20 protein-coding genes are annotated in these 19247 nt (G+C 69.5%); 9 read left to right on the top strand and 11 right to left on the bottom strand.

What is annotated here, in order from left to right:
• Positions 1–94 precede the first annotated feature (94 nt).
• From ACT3SZ_RS13015 to otsB, 3 genes are read left to right on the top strand one after another with little or no spacing between them, the layout of a single operon-like run.
• Positions 95–1684 carry an alpha,alpha-trehalose-phosphate synthase (UDP-forming) gene (locus tag ACT3SZ_RS13015; RefSeq protein WP_444619362.1) on the top strand — a complete coding sequence of 530 codons (1590 nt, stop codon included), beginning with the start codon at positions 95–97 and terminating at the stop codon, positions 1682–1684.
• The gene (locus ACT3SZ_RS13010; protein WP_444619261.1) at positions 1681–2277 is read left to right on the top strand and encodes a hypothetical protein; all 597 of its coding nucleotides are present in this window, start codon (positions 1681–1683) and stop codon (positions 2275–2277) included. The genes ACT3SZ_RS13015 and ACT3SZ_RS13010 overlap by 4 nt, the downstream gene beginning before the upstream one ends.
• A 25-nt stretch (positions 2278–2302) precedes the next feature.
• Positions 2303–3211: a trehalose-phosphatase gene (gene otsB / locus ACT3SZ_RS13005; protein WP_444619259.1), complete on the top strand. Its 909-nt coding sequence runs from the start codon at positions 2303–2305 to the stop codon at positions 3209–3211.
• Here the strand turns inward: otsB and ACT3SZ_RS13000 are convergent.
• Positions 3186–4340, bottom strand: a complete 1155-nt coding sequence (locus ACT3SZ_RS13000; RefSeq protein WP_444619257.1) for a LacI family DNA-binding transcriptional regulator — start codon at positions 4338–4340, stop codon at positions 3186–3188. The genes otsB and ACT3SZ_RS13000 overlap by 26 nt on opposite strands.
• Before the next feature lie 76 nt (positions 4341–4416).
• Between ACT3SZ_RS13000 and ACT3SZ_RS12995 the strand changes: the two genes are divergently transcribed.
• From ACT3SZ_RS12995 to ACT3SZ_RS12985, 3 genes are read left to right on the top strand one after another with little or no spacing between them, the layout of a single operon-like run.
• A complete protein-coding gene (locus ACT3SZ_RS12995) occupies positions 4417–5469 on the top strand; it encodes a metal ABC transporter solute-binding protein, Zn/Mn family (protein ID WP_444619255.1) in 1053 nt (350 codons plus the stop codon).
• Positions 5470–6174: a metal ABC transporter ATP-binding protein gene (locus tag ACT3SZ_RS12990; protein ID WP_444619253.1), complete on the top strand. Its 705-nt coding sequence runs from the start codon at positions 5470–5472 to the stop codon at positions 6172–6174.
• Positions 6171–7070: a metal ABC transporter permease gene (locus ACT3SZ_RS12985; protein ID WP_444619251.1), complete on the top strand. Its 900-nt coding sequence runs from the start codon at positions 6171–6173 to the stop codon at positions 7068–7070. Before ACT3SZ_RS12990 ends, ACT3SZ_RS12985 begins: the two co-directional genes overlap by 4 nt.
• A gap of 107 nt (positions 7071–7177) precedes the next feature.
• On the opposite strand, the gene rlmB is transcribed toward ACT3SZ_RS12985, so the two are convergent.
• Positions 7178–8128 (bottom strand): 23S rRNA (guanosine(2251)-2'-O)-methyltransferase RlmB, encoded by a 951-nt coding sequence (gene rlmB / locus ACT3SZ_RS12980; protein ID WP_444619249.1) that lies wholly within the window; start codon positions 8126–8128, stop codon positions 7178–7180.
• Between the two features lie 69 nt (positions 8129–8197).
• On the opposite strand from rlmB, the gene ACT3SZ_RS12975 reads away from it, so the two are divergent.
• A complete protein-coding gene (locus ACT3SZ_RS12975; RefSeq protein WP_444619247.1) occupies positions 8198–9598 on the top strand; it encodes an MFS transporter in 1401 nt (466 codons plus the stop codon).
• 143 nt (positions 9599–9741) lie between these two features.
• Here the strand turns inward: ACT3SZ_RS12975 and cysS are convergent, their stop codons facing one another.
• Positions 9742–11160: a cysteine--tRNA ligase gene (gene cysS, locus ACT3SZ_RS12970; RefSeq protein WP_444619245.1), complete on the bottom strand. Its 1419-nt coding sequence runs from the start codon at positions 11158–11160 to the stop codon at positions 9742–9744.
• A 28-nt stretch (positions 11161–11188) separates the two neighbouring features.
• Here cysS and ACT3SZ_RS12965 point away from each other — a divergent pair, with 28 nt between their 5' ends.
• Positions 11189–12076 carry a fumarylacetoacetate hydrolase family protein gene (locus ACT3SZ_RS12965; RefSeq protein ID WP_444619243.1) on the top strand — a complete coding sequence of 296 codons (888 nt, stop codon included), beginning with the start codon at positions 11189–11191 and terminating at the stop codon, positions 12074–12076.
• A 97-nt stretch (positions 12077–12173) separates the two neighbouring features.
• Positions 12174–12740, top strand: a complete 567-nt coding sequence (locus ACT3SZ_RS12960) for a neocarzinostatin apoprotein domain-containing protein (protein ID WP_444619241.1) — start codon at positions 12174–12176, stop codon at positions 12738–12740.
• 36 nt (positions 12741–12776) lie between these two features.
• Here ACT3SZ_RS12960 and ACT3SZ_RS12955 read toward each other — a convergent pair whose 3' ends face one another.
• From ACT3SZ_RS12955 to ACT3SZ_RS12920, 8 genes are all read right to left on the bottom strand, one after another.
• Complete coding sequence (locus ACT3SZ_RS12955) at positions 12777–13451, bottom strand: response regulator (RefSeq protein ID WP_444619239.1); 675 nt, start codon at positions 13449–13451, stop codon at positions 12777–12779.
• Positions 13448–14707, bottom strand: coding sequence for a sensor histidine kinase (locus tag ACT3SZ_RS12950; RefSeq protein ID WP_444619237.1), 1260 nt, complete (start codon positions 14705–14707; stop codon positions 13448–13450). The genes ACT3SZ_RS12955 and ACT3SZ_RS12950 overlap by 4 nt, the downstream gene beginning before the upstream one ends.
• A 36-nt stretch (positions 14708–14743) precedes the next feature.
• Positions 14744–15310 carry a Sec-independent protein translocase subunit TatA/TatB gene (locus tag ACT3SZ_RS12945; protein ID WP_444619235.1) on the bottom strand — a complete coding sequence of 189 codons (567 nt, stop codon included), beginning with the start codon at positions 15308–15310 and terminating at the stop codon, positions 14744–14746.
• A gap of 1 nt (position 15311) precedes the next feature.
• Entirely contained in the window at positions 15312–16133 is an 822-nt protein-coding gene (tatC, locus tag ACT3SZ_RS12940) for a twin-arginine translocase subunit TatC (protein ID WP_444619233.1), read from the bottom strand.
• Positions 16130–16411 carry a twin-arginine translocase TatA/TatE family subunit gene (locus tag ACT3SZ_RS12935; protein WP_444619232.1) on the bottom strand — a complete coding sequence of 94 codons (282 nt, stop codon included), beginning with the start codon at positions 16409–16411 and terminating at the stop codon, positions 16130–16132. The genes tatC and ACT3SZ_RS12935 overlap by 4 nt, the downstream gene beginning before the upstream one ends.
• A 63-nt stretch (positions 16412–16474) precedes the next feature.
• The gene (locus tag ACT3SZ_RS12930) at positions 16475–17527 is read right to left on the bottom strand and encodes an intradiol ring-cleavage dioxygenase (RefSeq protein ID WP_444619230.1); all 1053 of its coding nucleotides are present in this window, start codon (positions 17525–17527) and stop codon (positions 16475–16477) included.
• Between the two features lie 258 nt (positions 17528–17785).
• Positions 17786–18277 (bottom strand): 2-C-methyl-D-erythritol 2,4-cyclodiphosphate synthase, encoded by a 492-nt coding sequence (gene ispF, locus ACT3SZ_RS12925; protein WP_444619228.1) that lies wholly within the window; start codon positions 18275–18277, stop codon positions 17786–17788.
• Complete coding sequence (locus ACT3SZ_RS12920; protein WP_444619226.1) at positions 18274–19245, bottom strand: IspD/TarI family cytidylyltransferase; 972 nt, start codon at positions 19243–19245, stop codon at positions 18274–18276. Before ACT3SZ_RS12920 ends, ispF begins: the two co-directional genes overlap by 4 nt.
• Positions 19246–19247 lie beyond the last annotated feature (2 nt).

Raw genomic sequence — 19247 nt, 5'->3', positions numbered from 1 at the left:
GACCCGCGACCCAAGGGGAGACCACGCCGTGACTGCCGGAGATGACAGCACCACCGACACTGTGATCGACACGGGGAGCGACACCGGAAGCGACATGGTCGTGGTCGCCAACCGGCTGCCCGTCGACCGCTCCGTGGACCGCGACGGCAACGTCACCTGGTCCCCCAGCCCCGGCGGTCTGGTGACCGCCCTGCGTCCGGTGCTGGAATCCAGCCAGGGCAGTTGGGTGGGCTGGCCCGGCGCCACCGCGGACTCCCCCGACGAGGAGATCCACGCCGCCGACCTCCCGGAGATGGACGGCGGCATCACCCTGTCCCCGGTCAACATCTCCACCGAGGAGTTCCAGACCTACTACGAGGGATTTTCCAACGACACCCTCTGGCCGCTGTACCACGACCTGATCGTGCACCCGGAGTTCCACCGCTCCTGGTGGCGCGCCTACCGCACGGTCAATGAGCGATTCGCCCGGGCCGCCGCGGACGCCGCCGCCCCCGGTGCCACGGTGTGGGTGCAGGACTACCAGCTCCACCTCGTGCCCGGCATGTTGCGGGAGATGCGCCCGGACCTCAAAATCGGTTTCTTCCTGCACATTCCCTTCCCCTCCCCGGAACTGTTCCGTCAGCTCCCGTGGCGTTGGGACGTGCTGATGGGCACCCTGGGTGCTGACCTCATCGGCCTGCACACCCCGGACTCGGCCTGGAACTTCCTGTACACGCTGCGCGCGCTCGGCGGCGACGTGACCTTCAGCAAGGTCGGCGAGGGCGATGCCTGCGGTGCCGACGGCGAGGGCACGTTCACCGACGACGGTGCCGCGGGCACCGACGAGTCCGGCGTCTCCTATATCCGTGGGGCCCGGCTGCCGCGCAGGGACGCCGTGGCCGGGACCGTACGCACCGATGACGGACGCGAGGTGAAGGTGGGGGTCTTCCCCATCTCGATCGACACCGAGGGAGTGCAGGCCAAGGCCACCGCCCCGGAGACGGTCTCGGCCGCCACGGCGCTGCGCCGTCGCGTCGGCTCCCCGAAGATCCTGCTCGCCGGCGTGGACCGCCTGGACTACACCAAGGGCATCCACCAGCGCCTCAAGGCCTTGGAGCAGCTGCTCAGCCAGGGCCTGCTGAACCCGGACGAGGTCTGCCTGATCCAGGTCGCCACCCCATCACGCGAACGCCTCGACTCCTACGCCCGCACCCGTGAGGACGTGGAACGCACGGTCTCCCGGATCAACGGCGCCTACGGCAGCCTGGGCCACACGGTGGTGCACTACTCCCACGCGAGCATGCCTTTCGCCCAGCTGGTGTCGTTGTACGCCGCGGCGGACGTGATGCTGGTGACCGCCCTGAAGGACGGCATGAACCTGGTCGCCAAGGAGTACGTCGCCAGCCACTCCGACGGCTCCGGCGCCCTGGTGCTCAGTGAGTTCACCGGTGCCGCCACCCAGCTGCCGAACGCCTACCTGTGCAACCCCTACGACGTGGAGTCCACCGCGGCGGCAATCATGAAGGCCATCGACTCCCCCGACGAGGACAAGCAGGCCCGGATGGCGGAGATGTGGGAGGAGGTGCGCACCCACGACGTGCACGGGTGGGCGCGCCGCTTCCTCGCGGTGCTGGATCCGGAGGTGCTCGACGCCGCTCCCGACGCCGCCGACAGCGACGCCGATACCGGGGCGGACGGCGAGTGAGCCGGCAGCACCCCCGCAGCGTCCTGCGTAGGACTTGGCGCTCGACCGCACGCACCGGCTCACGCACCGCGCTCGGCGCGGTCGTTCTCGCCGGTGGGCTCCTCCTCACCGCGTGCGGCTCCGACATCCCCGGCGAACTCGCCGACGTGCGCTGGCAGGTCGGACGCATCGAGGACGCCGGCCTCGCCGACTCCGGTACGGCCGTGGCGTCCAGCCTCTCGGAGACCGACCAGGCGCGGACGTGGCTCGCTCTCGGCGGCAGCACCGTGACCGGCGGGGCCGGCTGCATGTCGATCAGTGGCGACGTGGAATGGCTCGACAATGACCGCGTCCAGTTCCCCGGACTCAGCGCCCGCGATATCAGCGGCGAGTCCGAGGGCACCCAGTGCCTGCCAAATGACCGCGAACTCGCCGAACGGCTCGTCACCATCCTCGGCGAGGGTGAGGGCGACGAGGACGGCGAGGGCGACGACGAGACCCCCACGCTGCGCTGGGAGACCCCCGGTGAGGACGAACTGCGGCTGACCCGTGCGGACGACTCCCCCTCAGCCTGGCAGACGGGACGCTTCGTGGAGTTCCTCGCCACACCGTGATTCCGGTGTCGCTACGCTGGGGGCCATGACCGACGCCACCACCCTCCCCGCCGTCTCCACCGACGACATCCAGTACCTCGCCGAAGTGCCGCACCTGCTCGTCGCCCTGGACTTCGACGGCACCCTCTCCGGCTTCTCCACCGACCCGTTATCGGTACGCATGGTGCCCGGCGCCCGTGCCACCATCGACCGGCTTGCCGGGTGCGCCGGCACCACCGTGATGCTGCTGTCCGGACGCAACCTCGAGGTCCTCGAACCCGTCACCGAAGCCACCGCCATCGCGCACCCCGGCCCCGGGGACATCCTGCTGGTGGGCAGTCACGGCGCCGAACCCGCCGACGCCACCAGCTCCGGGCTCGACGACGACCAGCGCGAACTGCTCGACACACTGTCGGCGATGGCCCAGGAGTACGCCGACCGCGACCCCGGCATGTGGGTGGAGCACAAGCCTTTCGCTGTGGGTCTGCACATCCGCGGTGCCTCCGACGAACGCACGGGACTGACCGCCTACGAGGAGTTCCGCCTGGCCGCCCAGAAAATCGAGGGAGTAACCGTGACCCCCGGCAAGAGCATCGTGGAGGTCTCGGTCTCCCCGGTGACGAAGGGCAGTTACCTCTCGGCGTTCATCGACCGCACCGAACCCGATGCCGTGGTATTCGCCGGCGATGACGTCACCGACGAGACCGCCCTGGCTGTCCTCGACCAGCAGGGGCTGGCGACGGACGGGGACGGCGTACCGGCACGTCCTGACCTGGGAATCCGCGTCGGCGACGGGGACACCGCGGCACACCGACGCCTGGCTGACCCCGTCGCGGTGGCCGATGTGCTCGCCCGGCTGGCCGAGGCCCGCCTGCTGCGCCAGGGCGACCGGGACGGCGGCGTGGTGGACGCCGCCTCCGTGGCCGCGGTCAGCGAACTGCGGGAGGACCGATAGTCCGCCCCGGAAGGAAATGTGTCGGCAGGATGATGCGCTGCTCGGGTTCCGCCCAGGCCATCGTCGGCTGCCGGCGCGTCGGCTCGGAGTTGCGTCCGATCAGGGCAGCCAGGACGTTTCCGCTGGTGAAACCCTTCTCACGGTTGGGCTGCTCCACGGTGGCCAAGCCGCGGTCACGGGCACGGGCGATGCCGTCGAAACCGACCACGGAGAGATCACCGGGCACGTCGATGCCCTTGTCCTCGGCGTAGTCCAGCACGCCGAGCGCCTGACTGTCGGTCGTGCAGATCACCGCAGTGAGGTCCGGATGGGTCTCCAGGAGTTCCGCGGCGGCACTACGAGCAGTATCGGGATTGTTGAGGTGGCGTTCGATCACCGGCACATCCGCCCGGTCCACACCGGCCTCCTCGAGGACGGCCAGCGCGCCGAGCACGCGGCCCTTCTGCACGTGCATCTGTGCGTCCGCCAGGCGCTCTGCGCTGACCGGGCCGTTGTTGGGACGCCGGTCCAGGCGGATGCACAGCACGCCGATACGGCGGTGCCCGGCGTCCACCAGCGCCTGGGCGGCCGGACGGATCGATTCCCGGTCGTCGATGCCCACGAAGTTCACACCGTGGTCGTCGGCCGGCTGATCGCAGATCACGGTCGGCACGTTGCGGTTGGTGACCGAGGCGAGGAAGGGGTCGTCCGCGGCGACGGAGTAGACGATGAAGCCGTCTACCACGGCCTGATTCACCAAGGAGGCCGGCCGATCTTCCTCGGCGGTCTCTGCACCGGCGGGAATCAGCAGCATGGAGGTGTCCATGCCCACGCACGCCTCGGACACCCCGGACATGAACTCCAGGGAGGCCTGGTCCTCGAAGGCATAGGTCATATCGTCGGTGAGCAGCACGCCGATCGCCCCAGCGCGACGGGTGCGCAGCGAGCGGGCCGTGGGGTCCGGACCGGAGTAGCCCATGCGCTCGGCGGTACGCATGATGCGTTCGCGCAGGTCCACCGAAAGTTGCTCGGGACGGTTATAGGCATTGGACACCGTGGTCCGGGAGACACCCAGTTCCGCGGCGATGGAGGCCAGTGTCCCCCGTCGTCCCTGACGGGCCTGGTTGCTGGAGCGATTCACGTCAACCATGGTATCCGACCTGCCTTGCTGTGACTCTGGTTACCCTAATTGGCAATCGTTGCCAACAAGGATTAGAGTCAGCCGCATGCCCAGACGTCGCCCCACCCCCCGCACCGTCACCGCCCTGACCCTTGCCGCGGCCACCTCGCTCACCTTGGGGCTCACCGCCTGCTCGGGTGCGGACAGTGCCTCCGCCGACAACGGCGGCATCCGCATCGTCGCCTCCACCTCGACATGGGGAGATATCGCCCAGCAGGTCGTCGACGACGCTGCTGACGCTGCCGACGGGGATGCCGACGCTGCTGACATCACTGTGGACACGATCCTCTCCGGCACCGACGACGACCCGCACGAGTACGAGGCCACCGCCCGCGACATCGCCACCATCCGCGACGCCGACATCGTGGTCGGCAACGGCGCCGGCTACGACAACTGGCTCACCGACAACGCCGGCGACGACTCCGAGGTCATCACCGCCGCCCCCCTCGGCGACGACCACGACCACGATCACGGCGACGAGCACACGCAGGACGCTACGGACGCTGCGGCGTCCGAGGCGTCCGAAGCATCCGACGACGCCGATGCGTCCGACGATGGTCACGACCACGGCAGCGGCATCCTCGAGGGTGAGGACAACCCGCACGTGTGGTTCGACATGGACCTCGTCGCCGACTTCGCCGACGACCTGGCCGCCCACCTGAACGACCTCGACGACAGCTTCCCCGCCGAGGCCACCGGCGTGCGCGAGATGACCGACGAGTTCACCACGCGCATCGCCGAGCTGCCGCACGCCCACGTGGTGCTCACCGAACCGGTCGCCGGCCTGCTGCTCAAGGGGTCCGAGGTTCACGACGTCACCCCCGAGGGTTTCGCCCAGACCGTCCTGAATGAGGGCGAGCCCTCCGTTGCCGACCTGGCGACAACCCGCGACCTCGTCGCCGACGGTGAGGCGGACGCCCTGATCACCAACACCCAGTCGGAGAGCCAGGCATCGCGCCAGCTCACCGACGCCGCCGAGGACAACGACGTCCCGGTCATCAACGTCACCGAAACCCCCGGCACCAGCGGGGGCAGCCAGCAGGACTACGCCGACTACGTCGACGCCGTCATCACCGACCTTGAGGATGCGCTCAGCTAGATGTCCGCCCTGACCTTCACCGGTGCCAGCGTCGACCCGTTGTGGCACGACCTGGACCTCACCGTCGAGCCCGGGGAGTTCCTCACCGTGCTCGGCCCCAACGGGGTGGGCAAGTCCACCCTGCTCAACGCGGTGCTCGGCACCCGTGCCCTGACCTCCGGCAGCATCGACGCCCCGGAACGTGTCGGGTTCATCCCGCAGCAGCGCATGTTCGACGCCGACCTACCGATCCGGGTTCGCGACCTCGTCGGGCTCTCGATCGAGCACGGGATGCTCTCGCGTCGACGCCCCCGCCGCGCCACCATCGACGCCGCCCTCGCCGAGGTCGGCGCGTCCGGCCTGGCGGACCGTCGGGTGGGCACGCTGTCCGGCGGGCAGCAGCAACTCGTCCGCCAGGCACAGGCCATGGCCACCGACCCACAATTGCTGCTGTGCGATGAACCGCTGCTCAGCCTGGACCTCTCGGCCCAACGCGCCGCCGTCGAGCTGCTGGACCAGCGCCGACGCGAGCACGATACCGCCGTCGTCTTCGTCACCCACAGCATCAACCCGGTGCTCGGCGTGACCGACCGCATCCTCTACCTCGGGCCCGACGGACACGTCACCGGTGCCGTGGACGAGGTCATGACCGGTCCGGTGCTCTCCCGCCTCTACGGCACGCCCGTCGACGTCGCCGAGGTCAATGGACGGATGGTGGTCGTATGAGTACCTGGGATCTGCTGCAGGTCGACTTCGTCCAGAATGCCCTGCTCGCTTCACTGCTGCTCGGACTGGTGTCCGGGGCACTGGCACCCCTGATCGTGATGCGCCGCATGAGCTTCGCCGCCCACGCCACCGGCGAACTCGCCCTGATGGGAGCCGCCGCAGCCCTGCTATTCGGGGTGAGCGTGACCACCGGTGCGGTCCTCGGCGCCGTGCTGGCCGCCGTGGTCCTGGCCTTGCTGGGGCTGAAAGAGCAGGACGCCACCGTCGGCGTGGTCCTCGCCTTCGGCATGGGCCTGTCCGTGCTGTTCATCTACCTGTACCCCGGGCGCACCTCCGAGGCCTACGCCCTGCTCACCGGCCAGATCGTGGGTGTTTCTGGTGCGTCGCTGGGGGTCCTGGCGTTGATGTCGGTGCTGGTGGCCGCCGCCGTAGCAGTACTGTGGCGTCCTCTGCTGTTCGCCACGGTGGATCCGGTGATGGCCGCGGCCTCCGGTGTGCCGGTGAAGCTGCTGGCCGCCGCGTTCGCCGTGCTCATCGGCATCGTCGCTTCCCAGGGCGTGCAGATCGTGGGCGCACTGTTGCTGCTCGCGCTGCTGATCACCCCGGGCGCCGCGGCGGTGCGGGTGACCTCGAACCCCTTGCTGGCGGTCGTGCTGTCCGCGATCTTCGCCACCACGGCCTCAGCCGGAGGGCTGGTGCTGTCGCTGGGCCCGGGTCTGCCGGTGAGCCCGTTCGTGACCACGATCAGCTTCGTGATCTACCTGGCGTGCCGGACCATCGGGTGGGCCCGGGGCCGGCGGGCCGTCCGCGACGAGACCGCGCGCAAGGGATCCGCCGTGGGTTCGCTGCCGGGCTCCACCGAGGGAATTGCCGACCCTCACCACGCGGCACATTGAGCCCTTAGGTCGCTTCCCGGGCTCCTAAACGACCTGAGGGGTCAAGGTGGTAACACCTTGACCCCTCGCACCCCGGAATGAACCGGGAAGAACCCAGAAGAACCGACCTAACCGACCCGGCGCTGGCGGGCGAACTCGCTGAGCACCACACCGGCGGCGACGGAGGCGTTGAGCGACTCCACCCGTCCGGCCATCGGGATCGAGAGGATGTCGTCGCAGGTCTCCCCCACCAGACGCGACAGTCCCTTGCCCTCGGAACCGACCACGACCACGACCGGAGTCGTCCCGTCGTAGGTGTCCAGGGTGTGCTGACCGCCGGCGTCCAGGCCCACGACCTGGTAGCCGGACTGCTGGAGCTGCTTCAGCGAGCGCACCAGGTTCGTCGCCCGGGCCACGGGCAGCCGTGCGGCGGTACCGGCGGACGTGCGCCATGCCACCGCGGTCACCGAGGCCGACCGGCGCTCCGGGATGACCACACCGTGGCCACCGAAGGCGGCGACCGAGCGGATGACCGCACCCAGGTTGCGCGGGTCGGTGATGTTGTCGAGCACCACGATCATGCCCGGACGCCCGGAGGTCTGCGCGGCCTCGATGAGGTCCTCGACCTCAGCGTACTTGTACGGCGGGACCTGCAGCCCGATGCCCTGGTGCATGCCGTTTCCGGTCATGCGGTCGAGTTCATCGCGGCTGACCTCGAGCACGGCAATGCCACGCTCGGCACAGGTGTGCACCGCCTCGGAGAGGCGGTCGTCGTTGCCGGTGCCCACGGCGACGTACAGGGCGGTCGCCGGTGCGTCCGCCCGCAGGCACTCGATCACCGGGTTGCGTCCGACGACGAGCTCCGGCTGGTCGTCGGCGTCCCTGGGGCGCTGACGCCCGGAGTCGTGCCGTTCCTTGGTCTTCTTCGCCTTGTACTTCGCGTGGTAGACGCGGTCCTCGGCCTTGGGGGTGGGCCCCTTGCCGGCGAGTCCCCGTCGCCTGGTGCCGCCCGAGCCCTTGTCGGAGCCCTTGCGCGCCGTCTTCCGTACCGCGCCGCGGCGCTTGTCGTTTCCTGCCATGGCGACCAGACTACCCCGCGCGTTCCCCCTGTTCACAACGCCGTGTCTGCACGGTATCCTCTGCTGGTTATGACCCCTCCGGATCCCGCGGGCACAAGCCTGTCCCGTACCGAACGTCTCGACGCCCTGCCGGTGACCCGCCGGCACGTGAAACTGCTGGGAGGGTCCGGCATCGGGTGGGCGTTGGACGCCATGGATGTGGGCCTGATCGGCTTCATCATGGCCGCGCTGACCACGCACTGGGGGCTGAGCCACACGGAGACCTCGTGGCTGGCCTCCGCCGGTTTCATCGGTATGGCCTTAGGCGCGACTTTCGGTGGGCTGCTCGCCGACCGCTTCGGCCGACGCAACGTCTTCGCCGCCACCCTGCTGGTCTACGGGCTGGCGACCGGGGCGTCCGCCCTGGCCGGTGGGCTGGCGGTGCTCATCGCGCTGCGCGTGGTGGTGGGACTGGGCCTGGGCGCGGAGCTGCCCGTGGCGTCCACCCTGGTCTCGGAGTTCGCGCCGCGCAGGGTCCGGGGACGCATGGTCGTGGTGCTGGAGGCGTTCTGGGCGGTGGGTTGGCTGGCCGCCGCGGTGATCGGCGCGTTCATCATCCCGTTGAGCGACAACGGGTGGCGGTGGGCGCTGGCGCTCGGCATGGTGCCGGCGTTCTACGCCCTGTACGTGCGCATGTCGCTGCCGGAGTCCGTGCGCTTCCTGGAGTCGAAGGGACGCCACGAGGAGGCCGAGCGGATCGTCGTCGGCTTCGAGGAGTCCGAGCCGGCCAAGTTCAGCCTGCGTACGCAGGGCGAACAGGCGCAGGACGCACCGGACGCCGCAGGCGGCGCGGCTGGTGCCGCGGCTGGCGCCGGGGCGTCCGATGCCTCCGACGCCGCAGCGTCCGGCATCTGGTCGCCGGCGCTGCGCTCACGCACCACCGCGCTGTGGACGATCTGGTTCTGCATCAACCTCAGCTACTACGGTGCCTTCACCTGGATCCCGTCGATCCTGGTGGACCAGGGCTACACGCTGGTGAAGTCCTTCACCTTCACCCTGATCATCACGCTGGCGCAGCTGCCGGGGTATGCGGTGTCGGCCTACCTCATCGAACGTTGGGGGCGCAGGACGACACTGGCCGCATTCCTCGCCGGCTCGGCCGTGGCCGCGGCCCTCTACGGTTTCGCCGGTGTGGAGTGGCAGATCATCGCCGCGGGTTGTCTGCTGTCCTTCTTCAACCTGGGCGCGTGGGGTGCGCTGTACGCCATCGGGCCGGAGCTATACCCCACCACCATGAGAGCGAGAGGCACGGGAGCAGCAACCGGCTTCGGACGGCTCGCCTCGATTCTCGCCCCGCTGATCGTGCCGCCGCTGCTGGTCTTCGGTGGGTTGCCCGTGCTGTTCGCCTTGTTCGGGGTGGCCTTCGCGGTGGCGGCTTTGGCCGCGCTCGCGTTGCCGGAACTCAAGGGCACGCGGCTGGCAGAGCGATAGGTTCGCTGTGACCGCTTCCCCGGATGCCTAACCCAGCGCGAATGCACGAATCCAGGCCGATTCGGTCACCGCGAGTGTCCTGAGACGACAGAATCGGGTTGGAAAATCACGCATGATGCCAGAGCAGACGACGGTGGGAGCACCTACCCCAGCGACCAGGTCGCCCCGTCGGCGGTGTCGGTGACGGCCACGCCGGCGGCCTTCAGCCGGTCGCGCACCTCGTCGGCCGTCGCGTAGTCCTTCTCCGCCTTCGCCGAGGCACGCCGCTCCAACTCCGCCTTCACCAGGACGTCCAACGCCGCGGTCGCAGCGTCCGACGAACCAGCACCGATCCCCACTCCACGGCCTTGGGCGGTGGGGCCGGACCACGTCGCCGACAGCGGGTCCACACCCAGCACACCGACCATCGCACGCACAGCACCGGCGATCTCGGCGAGCTGGGCGTGGTCACCGGCCTCTAAGGCCCTGTTTCCCCCGCGCACCGCGTCGTGGATGACGGCCAGCGCCTGCGGGACGGCCAGGTCATCGTCCAACGCCTCCTCGAACGCCGGCAGCCAGGTGCCGGTGTCCACCGTGCCGAGAACCTCGACCGCGCGGGTCAGGAACTTCTCGATACGTCGGAAGCCCGCGGCGGCCTCCTGCAACGCAGTCTCCGAGTACTCCAGCATGGAGCGGTAGTGCGCCGAGCCGAGGTAGTAGCGCAGCTCGATCGGACGCACCAGGGTGAGGACGTTCGGCACCGAGAGCACGTTGCCCAGCGACTTCGCCATCTTCTCGCCCGACATCGTCACCCACCCGTTGTGCATCCACAGGTTGGCGAAGCCGTCGCCCGCGGCGTGCGCCTGGGCCGCCTCGTTCTCGTGGTGCGGGAACTGCAGGTCCATGCCGCCGGCATGGATGTCGAACCGCGCGCCGAGGTACTTGCGCGACATCGCCGAGCACTCGATGTGCCAACCGGGACGCCCGAAGCCCCACGGGGTGTCCCACCCGGGCTCGCCGGGCTTCGCGGCCTTCCACATGGCGAAGTCGCGCGGATCCTCCTTGCCCGGCGCGGCGTCCTCCCCCTGGTCGAGCTCGTCGAGCTTCTGGTGGGACAGGAACCCGTACTCGGGCACCTGCGCGGTGCGGCAGTACACCGAGCCGTCCTCACTGGCGTAGGCCAGCCCGGCGTCGATGATGCGCTGGATGTAGGCGATCATCTCCGGAATATGCCCGGTCGCGCGGGGTTCGACGGACGGGGCGGCCACGCCGAGCAGGTCGTAGGCGCGGGAGAACTCGCGCTCGTGGGTCGCGGCCCACTCCCACCAGGGACGACCGTTCTCGGCGGACTTGCTGAGGATCTTGTCATCGATGTCTGTAACATTGCGAACGAACGCAACGTCCAGCCCCTTGGCTTCAAGCCAATTGCGCAGGACGTCGAATGCCACGCCGGAGCGCACATGACCGATGTGCGGGACGGACTGCACGGTCGCACCACACAGGTACACCGAGGCATGCCCCTCCTGCAGAGGAACGAAGTCGTGGAGTTCACGGGTCGCGGTATCGAAGATTCGCAGAGTCACAACAGACAGTCTAGACGGGAGAGGCCCCATGAAACTTGCGACGGTCCAGATCGACGGTTCGCGATGCACCATCCAGGTCGACGGGGTCGACGACGCACCGGATGGGGGTGAAGTGACCGGACGCATCGTGGACCGCCGCGGACTCGGCGCGCTGCTCACCGGCAGCGCCACGGGTAGTTCCTCCGGCATCAGAGGTGCGGTGGAGGCCGGGCTGCGCCGCGACGGCGACGAGGTCACCGTCCCCTTCGCCGACCTGCTCCCCGTCGTCCCCTCCCCCTCGAAGATTTTCTGTGTGGGCCTGAACTACCGCGAGCACATCGAGGAGATGGGCCACCCCATCCCCGATCATCCCACCTTGTTTGTGAAGTACCCCTCGGCGCTGGCTGCCCCGTACGCCGAGGTCACCGTGCCGGAGGGCATGACGCAGAAGGCCGACTACGAGGGCGAGCTCGCCGTGATCATCGGCTCGCGACTGCCCGGTGCCCAGGGTGGGGCGAGCGCGGCACAGGCCCGAGCCGCGATCGGCGGCTATGCGGTGATGAACGACTTCTCCCAGCGCGACTGGCAGTACCGCACCCAGCAGTGGTTGCAGGGCAAGAACCTCGACCGCTCCTCCGCTTTCGGCCCGTGGCTGACCGTCGCTGACGACTACGACCCGGTGGCCGAGGGCGCGGTGCTGCGTACCTGGGTCAACGGCGACCTGCGCCAGGAGCACTCCACCGCGGACCTGGTGTTCCCTCCGGTGGATCTGGTGCGCTACATCTCCAACTTCGCCACCTTGGAGCCCGGCGACGTGATCGTCACGGGCACGCCGGAGGGTGTGGGTGCAGGTTCCGGACGGTTCCTGGCCGACGGCGATGTGGTGCGCATCGAGGTCGACGGTCTCGGCGCGGTGGAGTCCGCCATCCGGATGTGAGCGCGTGGGGGTCCCCGAGTGCCGGCCCCGCGTGCGGGCCTTTTGCTAGGGTCGGCTCAGTACACTTATGCCGCCCTACACGTTTCGGAGACTCCCCATGTCCCTTCGCACCACCCGTTCGCTGCGGGGTGCGGCCGCCCTGGCCGCCGCAGCTACCCTCGTCCTCGGCGTCACGGCCTGCTCCGATGACTCTGACAGCTCTGATAGCTCGAGCACCACGGACGCCAGCGCCGCGGATGGCGCAGACAGCACGGATAGCGCAGATGAGGCCGAAGATTCAGGCGCCTCGGACGGCGCGCTGACCGTAGACAAGGCCGATGACCTCTCCGACGGCGACTCGATCACCGTCACCCTGGAGGGGCTCGACACCGCCAACAGCTACTACGTGGCCATCGGCACCACCGACGGTTCCAGCGCCGACCCGGCGACCTACGCCGGCTCCATGCAGGAGTGGGCACGGGTGGTCCCCGAGGGCGAGGAAGGCGGCACCGCCACCTACGATGCCGAGGGCAACGCCGAGTTCGATCTCACCGTCCAGGCCACCAACGAGGACGGTTCCGTGGACTGCACCACGGACTCCTGCTCGCTGAAGCTGATCACCGACCACTCCTCGCAGCCGCCCTTCGAGGACGTCGCTGCGGTCCCGGTGACCTTCGCGAGCTAAGCCGCGAGCTAAGCCGCGAACAGTCCCCCGGGCGTCCTACTCCCCGGGGACCAGCAACCCACCCTCGTAGGCGAGGATCACCAGCTGCGCCCGATCGTGGGCGTGGATCTTGGTCATGATCCGGTTCACGTGGGTCTTCGCCGTGTGCGGGGAGATGAAGAACTCCTCGGCGATCTGCTGGTTCGACAACCCCCTGCCCACCAGCTGCAGCACCTCACGCTCGCGCTCGGTGAGCAGCCCCAGGCGTCCGGCGGCCTCCTCGGAGACCGCCGGACGCGGTTCCGGGGACTGGACGTAGCGGGCGATCAGGCTGCGCGTCGCCGTGGGCGACAGCAACGCGTCCCCGTCCGCCACGGAGTGCACCGCGCGGATGATCTCGTCGGGTTCGGCCCCCTTGCCGATGAACCCGCTGGCCCCGGCGCGCAGGGCAGCGACCACGTACTCGTCCTCTTCGAAGGTGGTGAGGATCAGCACGCGGCTGTCGGCGTTGCCCGGCTCCGAGCAGATCCGCCCGGTGGCCTCAATGCCGTCGAGGCGGGGCATGCGGATGTCCATCAGCACCACGTCCGGGTGCAGTTCGGCGGTCATGGACACCGCTTCCAGACCGTCGGACGCGGCACCGACCACGTCGGTGTCCGGTGCGCTGGACAGGATGTCGACGACGGCCTGACGGATCAGGACCTGGTCGTCGACGACGAGCACGGTGGTCACGGATGTTCCTCCCGGGGAAGTGGTAGTTCGGCGGTGAGCGTGAATGTCCCGTCCGATTCTACGGCGGTGACCGCCCCGCCCACGGCGGCCACACGCTCGCGCAGCCCGGTGAGGCCCAGGAAGCCGTGCGGGGCGTCCGGCTGGTTGCGTCCTTCCTCGGAGACCGGGTTGCTGACCCGCACCGACACCACGCGACGGTCCTGGACACTCGCGATGCTGGTCGCAAGGTCGGCGGTGTTGCCCGAACCGTGCTTGTGCGCATTGGTCAGGCCCTCCTGCACCACCCGGTAGACCACGCGTCCGGTGGTGTCGTCGAGTCCGGCCAGGTCGCCGTCGGTGGAGCGGTGCACCGTGAGCCCCGCCCCGGTGATGGAGGCGATCAGGTCGTCCAGGTCCGCCACGCCCGGCTGCGGGAGTTGGACGGACCCGCCGCCGGTATCCCCTGCACCGGCCCCGCCACTATCCCCGGCGCGCAGGTAGCGCAGCAGCACACCGATATCGCCAAGCACCTCGCGGGCGGCCTCACGGATCGTGCCGAGCGACTCACGCGCCTTGTCGGGCCGGGTGTCCAGCGAACTGGACGCCACCCCGGCGTTCAGGCTGATCACCGAGATCCGGTGCGCCACCGTATCGTGCAGGTCCTGGGCGATGCGCAGCCGCTCCTCGGCCACCCTGCGCCGGGCCTCGGCCTCGCGGGTTTGCTCGGCGCGCTCAGCGCGCTCGGTGGCCGCCCGAGCGTACTCCCGCCGGGAGCGCGCGCTGTCCCCCAGTGCAGTGGCGATGGCGATGCCCGCGGCGATCTGGAAAACCTGCGGGTCCAGGGTCAATCGATCATTGGTGAACAGGCTCAGCACGGCCACCAGGATCGCGCCCGTCGCCCCGCAGCCCAGGGCCACCGGACGCGAGACGCTGGTCGCCGCGGCGAAGGCGGCGACGATCGCGGCGATCCCGGGGCCCAGCGCGGGAACACCGAGCAGGACGGTTCCCACGTACACGGCCAGGCAGATGGCGAGTACCGGCAGCGGCCACCGTCGACGCAGCGGCATCAAGGCCGCCGCCAGCACCGCGGCCCCGGTGACGATGAGATCGAGGCGGTGATCCGGCATCCCCCCACCCGGCCCGGCAGGTCCGGGGCCCGGGCCGGGTACGGCGACGGAGGCGAGGATCAGCGCGATGACCGCCAGATCCCCGACCCACACCGGGATCCATGCCGGACGCTCGGTGGGGGTCGGGGGCTGGGGTTCTGCCTGGGTCATGAGGCCATTGTGCAGTATCGGGGCGAGGGGCGACGCTCAGGGTGCGGCCGGCTCGGGAGCCGGAGCAGCGGCGGCTGGCTCGGGGGCCGCCGCGGCGGCCGGAGCGTCCTGCGTCTCGTCCTGCACGTCCTGCGCGTCCTGCACATCGACGACGGGCGGGACCGGTTCGACGATCCGGCGGCGGATCGGGTGCCCGGAGGAGCCGCCAACCACGACCCAGCGCTCCCGGTACTCCTGCACCGGCTCCTGTTCGGGCTCGCGCCCGGTCTCCGGGGAGGACGCTGCGACGTCGGACGCAGCGTCCGGTACTGCGGCGTCCGGTGCTGCGCCGGCGCTCGCGGTGCCGTCACTGTTCAGGGCGTCGCGCACGATCCTGCGCGGATCGTAGGCACGGAACTGGGTGTTCCACGTCTTCGGGTCCATCGCGGCGACGGGGACGCCCAACTCCTCCTCCGCGCGGCGTCGCGTCGAGTCGGTGAAATTACGGAAGTTCCTGATGAAGGTGGCGAGTTTCTCCGCGTAGAGCGGCAGCCGCTGCGGGCCGATGATGATCGCGGCGACGACGCCGATCACGATGATCTTCTCGATGGTGAGACCGAACATGTCAGGACACTCCTTCCAGGGTGCTCGTCCGGGTGCTTGTCTGGTCGTCCTGCTCTGCAAGATCGGCCCAGTCGGGAGCGTCGGTACGGTGCCGGCGGTCGTGGATCCAGGCGATGGCCAGCGAGATCCCGAACAGTACCGCCATCGGGACGGCGATCAGGAACATCGACAGCAGGTCAGCCGCCGGAGTGACCAGGGCGCTGAAGACCACGATGCTGATGGTGATCCCCCGCCAACTGCGGGCGATCGTGCGGGCCGACAGCACGCCCATGAAGTTGAGGACCACGATGAAGGCGGGGAACGTGAACGCCACACCGGCGGCCAGGACGAGTTTGAGAACGAAGTCGAAGTAGTAGGACGCCTGCAGCAGAGTGCTGTCGTCGGCCGAGGCGAAGCTGGCGAGCAGTTCGACGATGCGGGGGAACACCGCCACACCGGCGGCGCACCCGGCGACGAACAGGGGGATCACCGCGCCGAGGAAACCGAAGGCGTAGCGCTTCTCCCGGCGGGTCAGCGCGGGGGCCACGTAGGCCAGGATCTGGTAGAGCCAGACCGGGCTCGACAGGGCGATACCGCCGAACAGGGCGATGCGGAGTTTCAGGTCGAAGGCGCCGGTGATGCTGTCGTAGTTGATGGCGGCGGCACGAGTCTGCGCGATGTCGACGACTGGCGCGCGCAGCACCTCCAGCACCTGGTCAGAGAGCAGGTAGGCGATGACGGCTGCGACCACGAGGGCCGCCGCGACGCGGGTGAGCCTCCTGCGTCCTTCGAGCAGGTGGCCGGACAGCGGCATGCCGGCCGGTCCTGCGGTCGCGGATGTCATGACGTGAGCTTCCTCTCGGCACCGTTCACGCCGTTCAGGTCGTCGACGGTGTTCACGGTGTGGATCGTGGGTGCCTGCGCTGTGGTCGCTGCGGCAACGTCCTCGGTGACCGGCGCTGCGGCCGGCGCCGCGGGCGCGGGGTCGGACGCTTCGGTCTTCAAGATCCGGACGGACTGGCCGAGGCTCTTGGCCAGAGCGGGGAGCTTCGCTGCCCCGAAGAGCAGTAGGACAACGGCCAGGATGACCAGGGCGTGCATTCCGGTGAGGTTCTGTAGCATGACGTACTCCTTAGGTGAGTTCTAGCGGTGAATTCTGGGGTGTGGTTTGGGGTGTTTCGGGCGTCAGGACGCTGTGGCGTCGGACGCGGCGTCGGGGGCAGCGTCGGGGGCGCCGTCGGGCATTTCGCCGTCCGGCATGCCGCCGCTGGGCGGCTCGCCGCCCTCGCCGCCGGGGCCACCCTCGCCGCCACCGCCGCCGGGTGCGTCGCCGCCGGTCGGTTCGGTGGTGGTGTCCACGCGCACGGTGAGCGAGGAGATGTAGCCGGAGTCCACGTCGCCGGAGATCGTCGCCATCTGCAGGGCGGCGCTGTCCTCCCCGAAGACGTTGTCGGAGTCCAGGGTGATCTGCGAGAGGTTGCTCGACGATCCGTCGTAGGTGTCCAGCTCGTAGACGTCAGAGAGGACGTCCTCCGGGAAGGCCATCTGGGAGGTGGCGATCGCGTTGGCGGAGTCGTCGATGGAGTCGACGTCCGGGTAGACCTCGAAGTGGATGTGGGTCCAGCGGCCGGTGTAGCAGCCGGGCATCACGGAGGTGAAGGTCACCGTGCCGTCGGCGTCGGCGACCTGCACGCCGCGCAGCCACGTCTCGTCCTCCACGCCCTCGGAGTACATCGAGTACTGCCCCTGGGCGTCGCAATGCCAGGCGTAGACGGCGACGTCGGCGAAGGGTGCGTCGTCGTTGTCCATGTCGGTGATGGTGAAGGTGAATTCCAGCGGCACACCGTCCACCGGGTCGTCGGCGCCGATGCTGGAGCGGATATCGCTGCGCACGATGCCGGACTCCTGCAGGACGTCCGGGCCGTTGGAGCCGTCGGCCGGGTAGGGCCCGGCGGTCTCGTCGGGGATCTCGGCGTCCGGCAGGTCGGCGGTGTCGACGCTGTTCGCGGTGGTGGTGACCCCGCTGGAGGACGAACCGGAGCCGTCCGAGCAGGCGGCGAGTGCGACGGCACCGGCGCCGGCGACGCCGGCTCCGATAAACACTCGACGGCTCATCAGGGTGCGCAGGTCGAATCCGACGCCCTGGTCGACGACCTCCTCGTCGGGGCGGTCGAGCAGGCGGCCTTCGTAGGCGGGGCCGTCGGGGGTGGAGATGGGGTCGGGAACTCGGGTGGCCATGATGGTCTCCTTTCCCGGGGTGCTTCCCGGGGACTGGGAACAGTTGCGGTGTCGCGGTGTTCACGGCGGTCCTGCTCCCCGGGGTCATCCGGGGCGTCTGCCGTTCAACAACGTGCTCCCAAGTCTCGTCGACGCAGGCCCGTGCCGAATCCCTCCTACGCAGTCACTCGCGTACCCCATCGGCGGTATCCCCGCCTACCGTCAGCGGATGTGTGCCGGTCCCCAATAGCCAGCATTTCCCCCGGTCAAAGCGCCGTTTTAGGCCTCGGCCGTCGCCGCGTCCTGCCACACCACGGCGGTCGCCACGGCCGCGACGCCCTCGCCACGACCGGTGAACCCCAGGTGGTCGGTGGTGGTGGCGGACACGCTCACCGGTGCGCCGAGGAGGTCGGAGAGCACCTTCTGCGCCTCAAGCCGGCGCGGACCCATTTTCGGACGGTTGCCGATCATCTGCACCGCGGCGTTGCCGATCGTGAACCCGTGGGACGCCAGCAGCTCCCGGCACTCGGTGAGCAGACGGGCGCCGGTGACCCCGGCGTACTCCTGGCGTCCTACCCCCACGAAGGAGCCGAGGTCGCCGAGGCCGGACGCCGACAGCAGCGCGTCGACGACGGCGTGGGCGACCACGTCGCCGTCGGAGTGCCCCTCGCACCCGTCAGCACCCTCGAACAGCAGGCCCGCCATCCAGCAGGGTTTGCCGGCCTCCACCTGGTGGGCGTCGGTGGCCACACCGACCCGCGGGACGATCACGCCACTCCCCCGTTTCCGACTGCACGGTGGGCGCGTTCCAGGTCCTCCGGCAGGGTGATCTTGAAGGCGCGCTCATCCCCGGCCACGGCGGCGACGGTCTCACCGGCCATCTCCATCAGCGAGGAGTCGTCGGTTACCGCCGCCGGCGCGAGATCGGACGGCGGGTTGCCCGTCGGATGCGCCGAGTCCAGTTCCTCCCGGGCCTGTTGCATGCGATTCGCCGCCATCAGCCGGTCGAAGGCGAAGACCTGCGGGGTCTGAGCGGCGCGCAGCACGCGACGCTCCGGGGTAGAGCGGATGACCTCCGCACCGTCCACGGCCCCACCGGAGACGGTCTCCACCACCTTGATCGTGTCTGTCACGGGCAGGACGGGGACCACGCCGGCCCACGTGCCGTCCTCCACACCTTCAGCGGCGGCGGCGACGGTGGCGCGGATCATCTCCGGCGGGGTGAGGCACCGGGCGGCGTCGTGAACGGCGACGAGGAACCCTGTAGGAACCTCACCGAGCTCGGCGCAGGCGGAGCCACCGTCGAGACCGGTCTCTTGTGCTGGGTCCTGAACCGCATCGCCCACCAGGGCGTGGACGGACTCCAGTCCGGCGCGCACGGAGTCGGCGCGGTCGGCACCACCGAGGACCACGGAGACCGCCATCGGGCCCCATAGTCCGGACTGGGAGGCGACCAGGTCGCGGGTGTGGTCGAGCATGTCGCTGGACACCGTCACCACGGTGTGACCCACGGCCTGTGAGGCGGCCAGCCCGTCCAGACAACGCTCCAAGATCGAGCGTCCGTCAACTTCGACGAATGCTTTGGGCAGCACCTCCCCCAACCGGTTGCCGCTGCCCGCGGCAGCGACCACGGCAAAAACCCGCTCGACGCTACCGACACCGTCGGTACCGTCAATACCGTCGGCGCCGTTGGCACCGCCGTCGTTGCGTCCCCCGGGGGCTCCCGCTGCTCCCGTCACCG

It is taken from the genome of Corynebacterium sp. AOP40-9SA-29 (assembly GCF_052377405.1).
Classification (GTDB): Bacteria; Actinomycetota; Actinomycetes; order Mycobacteriales; family Mycobacteriaceae; genus Corynebacterium.
Note: the sequence above shows the minus strand (reverse complement) of the source record. Positions and strands in the feature narration are given on the sequence as shown.

Bases quoted from the DNA above. Each gene is read 5' to 3' on its own strand.
- ACT3SZ_RS13015 (WP_444619362.1), top strand. From the start codon at position 95: ATGGTCGTGGTCGCCAACCGGCTGCCCGTCGACCGCTCCGTGGACCGC.
- otsB (WP_444619259.1), top strand. From the start codon at position 2,303: ATGACCGACGCCACCACCCTCCCCGCCGTCTCCACCGACGACATCCAG.
- ACT3SZ_RS13000 (WP_444619257.1), bottom strand. From the start codon at position 4,340: ATGGTTGACGTGAATCGCTCCAGCAACCAGGCCCGTCAGGGACGACGG.
- ACT3SZ_RS12995 (WP_444619255.1), top strand. From the start codon at position 4,417: ATGCCCAGACGTCGCCCCACCCCCCGCACCGTCACCGCCCTGACCCTT.
- ACT3SZ_RS12990 (WP_444619253.1), top strand. From the start codon at position 5,470: ATGTCCGCCCTGACCTTCACCGGTGCCAGCGTCGACCCGTTGTGGCAC.
- ACT3SZ_RS12985 (WP_444619251.1), top strand. From the start codon at position 6,171: ATGAGTACCTGGGATCTGCTGCAGGTCGACTTCGTCCAGAATGCCCTG.
- rlmB (WP_444619249.1), bottom strand. From the start codon at position 8,128: ATGGCAGGAAACGACAAGCGCCGCGGCGCGGTACGGAAGACGGCGCGC.
- ACT3SZ_RS12975 (WP_444619247.1), top strand. From the start codon at position 8,198: ATGACCCCTCCGGATCCCGCGGGCACAAGCCTGTCCCGTACCGAACGT.
- ACT3SZ_RS12965 (WP_444619243.1), top strand. From the start codon at position 11,189: ATGAAACTTGCGACGGTCCAGATCGACGGTTCGCGATGCACCATCCAG.
- ACT3SZ_RS12960 (WP_444619241.1), top strand. From the start codon at position 12,174: ATGTCCCTTCGCACCACCCGTTCGCTGCGGGGTGCGGCCGCCCTGGCC.
- ACT3SZ_RS12950 (WP_444619237.1), bottom strand. From the start codon at position 14,707: ATGACCCAGGCAGAACCCCAGCCCCCGACCCCCACCGAGCGTCCGGCA.
- ACT3SZ_RS12945 (WP_444619235.1), bottom strand. From the start codon at position 15,310: ATGTTCGGTCTCACCATCGAGAAGATCATCGTGATCGGCGTCGTCGCC.
- tatC (WP_444619233.1), bottom strand. From the start codon at position 16,133: ATGACATCCGCGACCGCAGGACCGGCCGGCATGCCGCTGTCCGGCCAC.
- ACT3SZ_RS12935 (WP_444619232.1), bottom strand. From the start codon at position 16,411: ATGCTACAGAACCTCACCGGAATGCACGCCCTGGTCATCCTGGCCGTT.
- ACT3SZ_RS12930 (WP_444619230.1), bottom strand. From the start codon at position 17,527: ATGGCCACCCGAGTTCCCGACCCCATCTCCACCCCCGACGGCCCCGCC.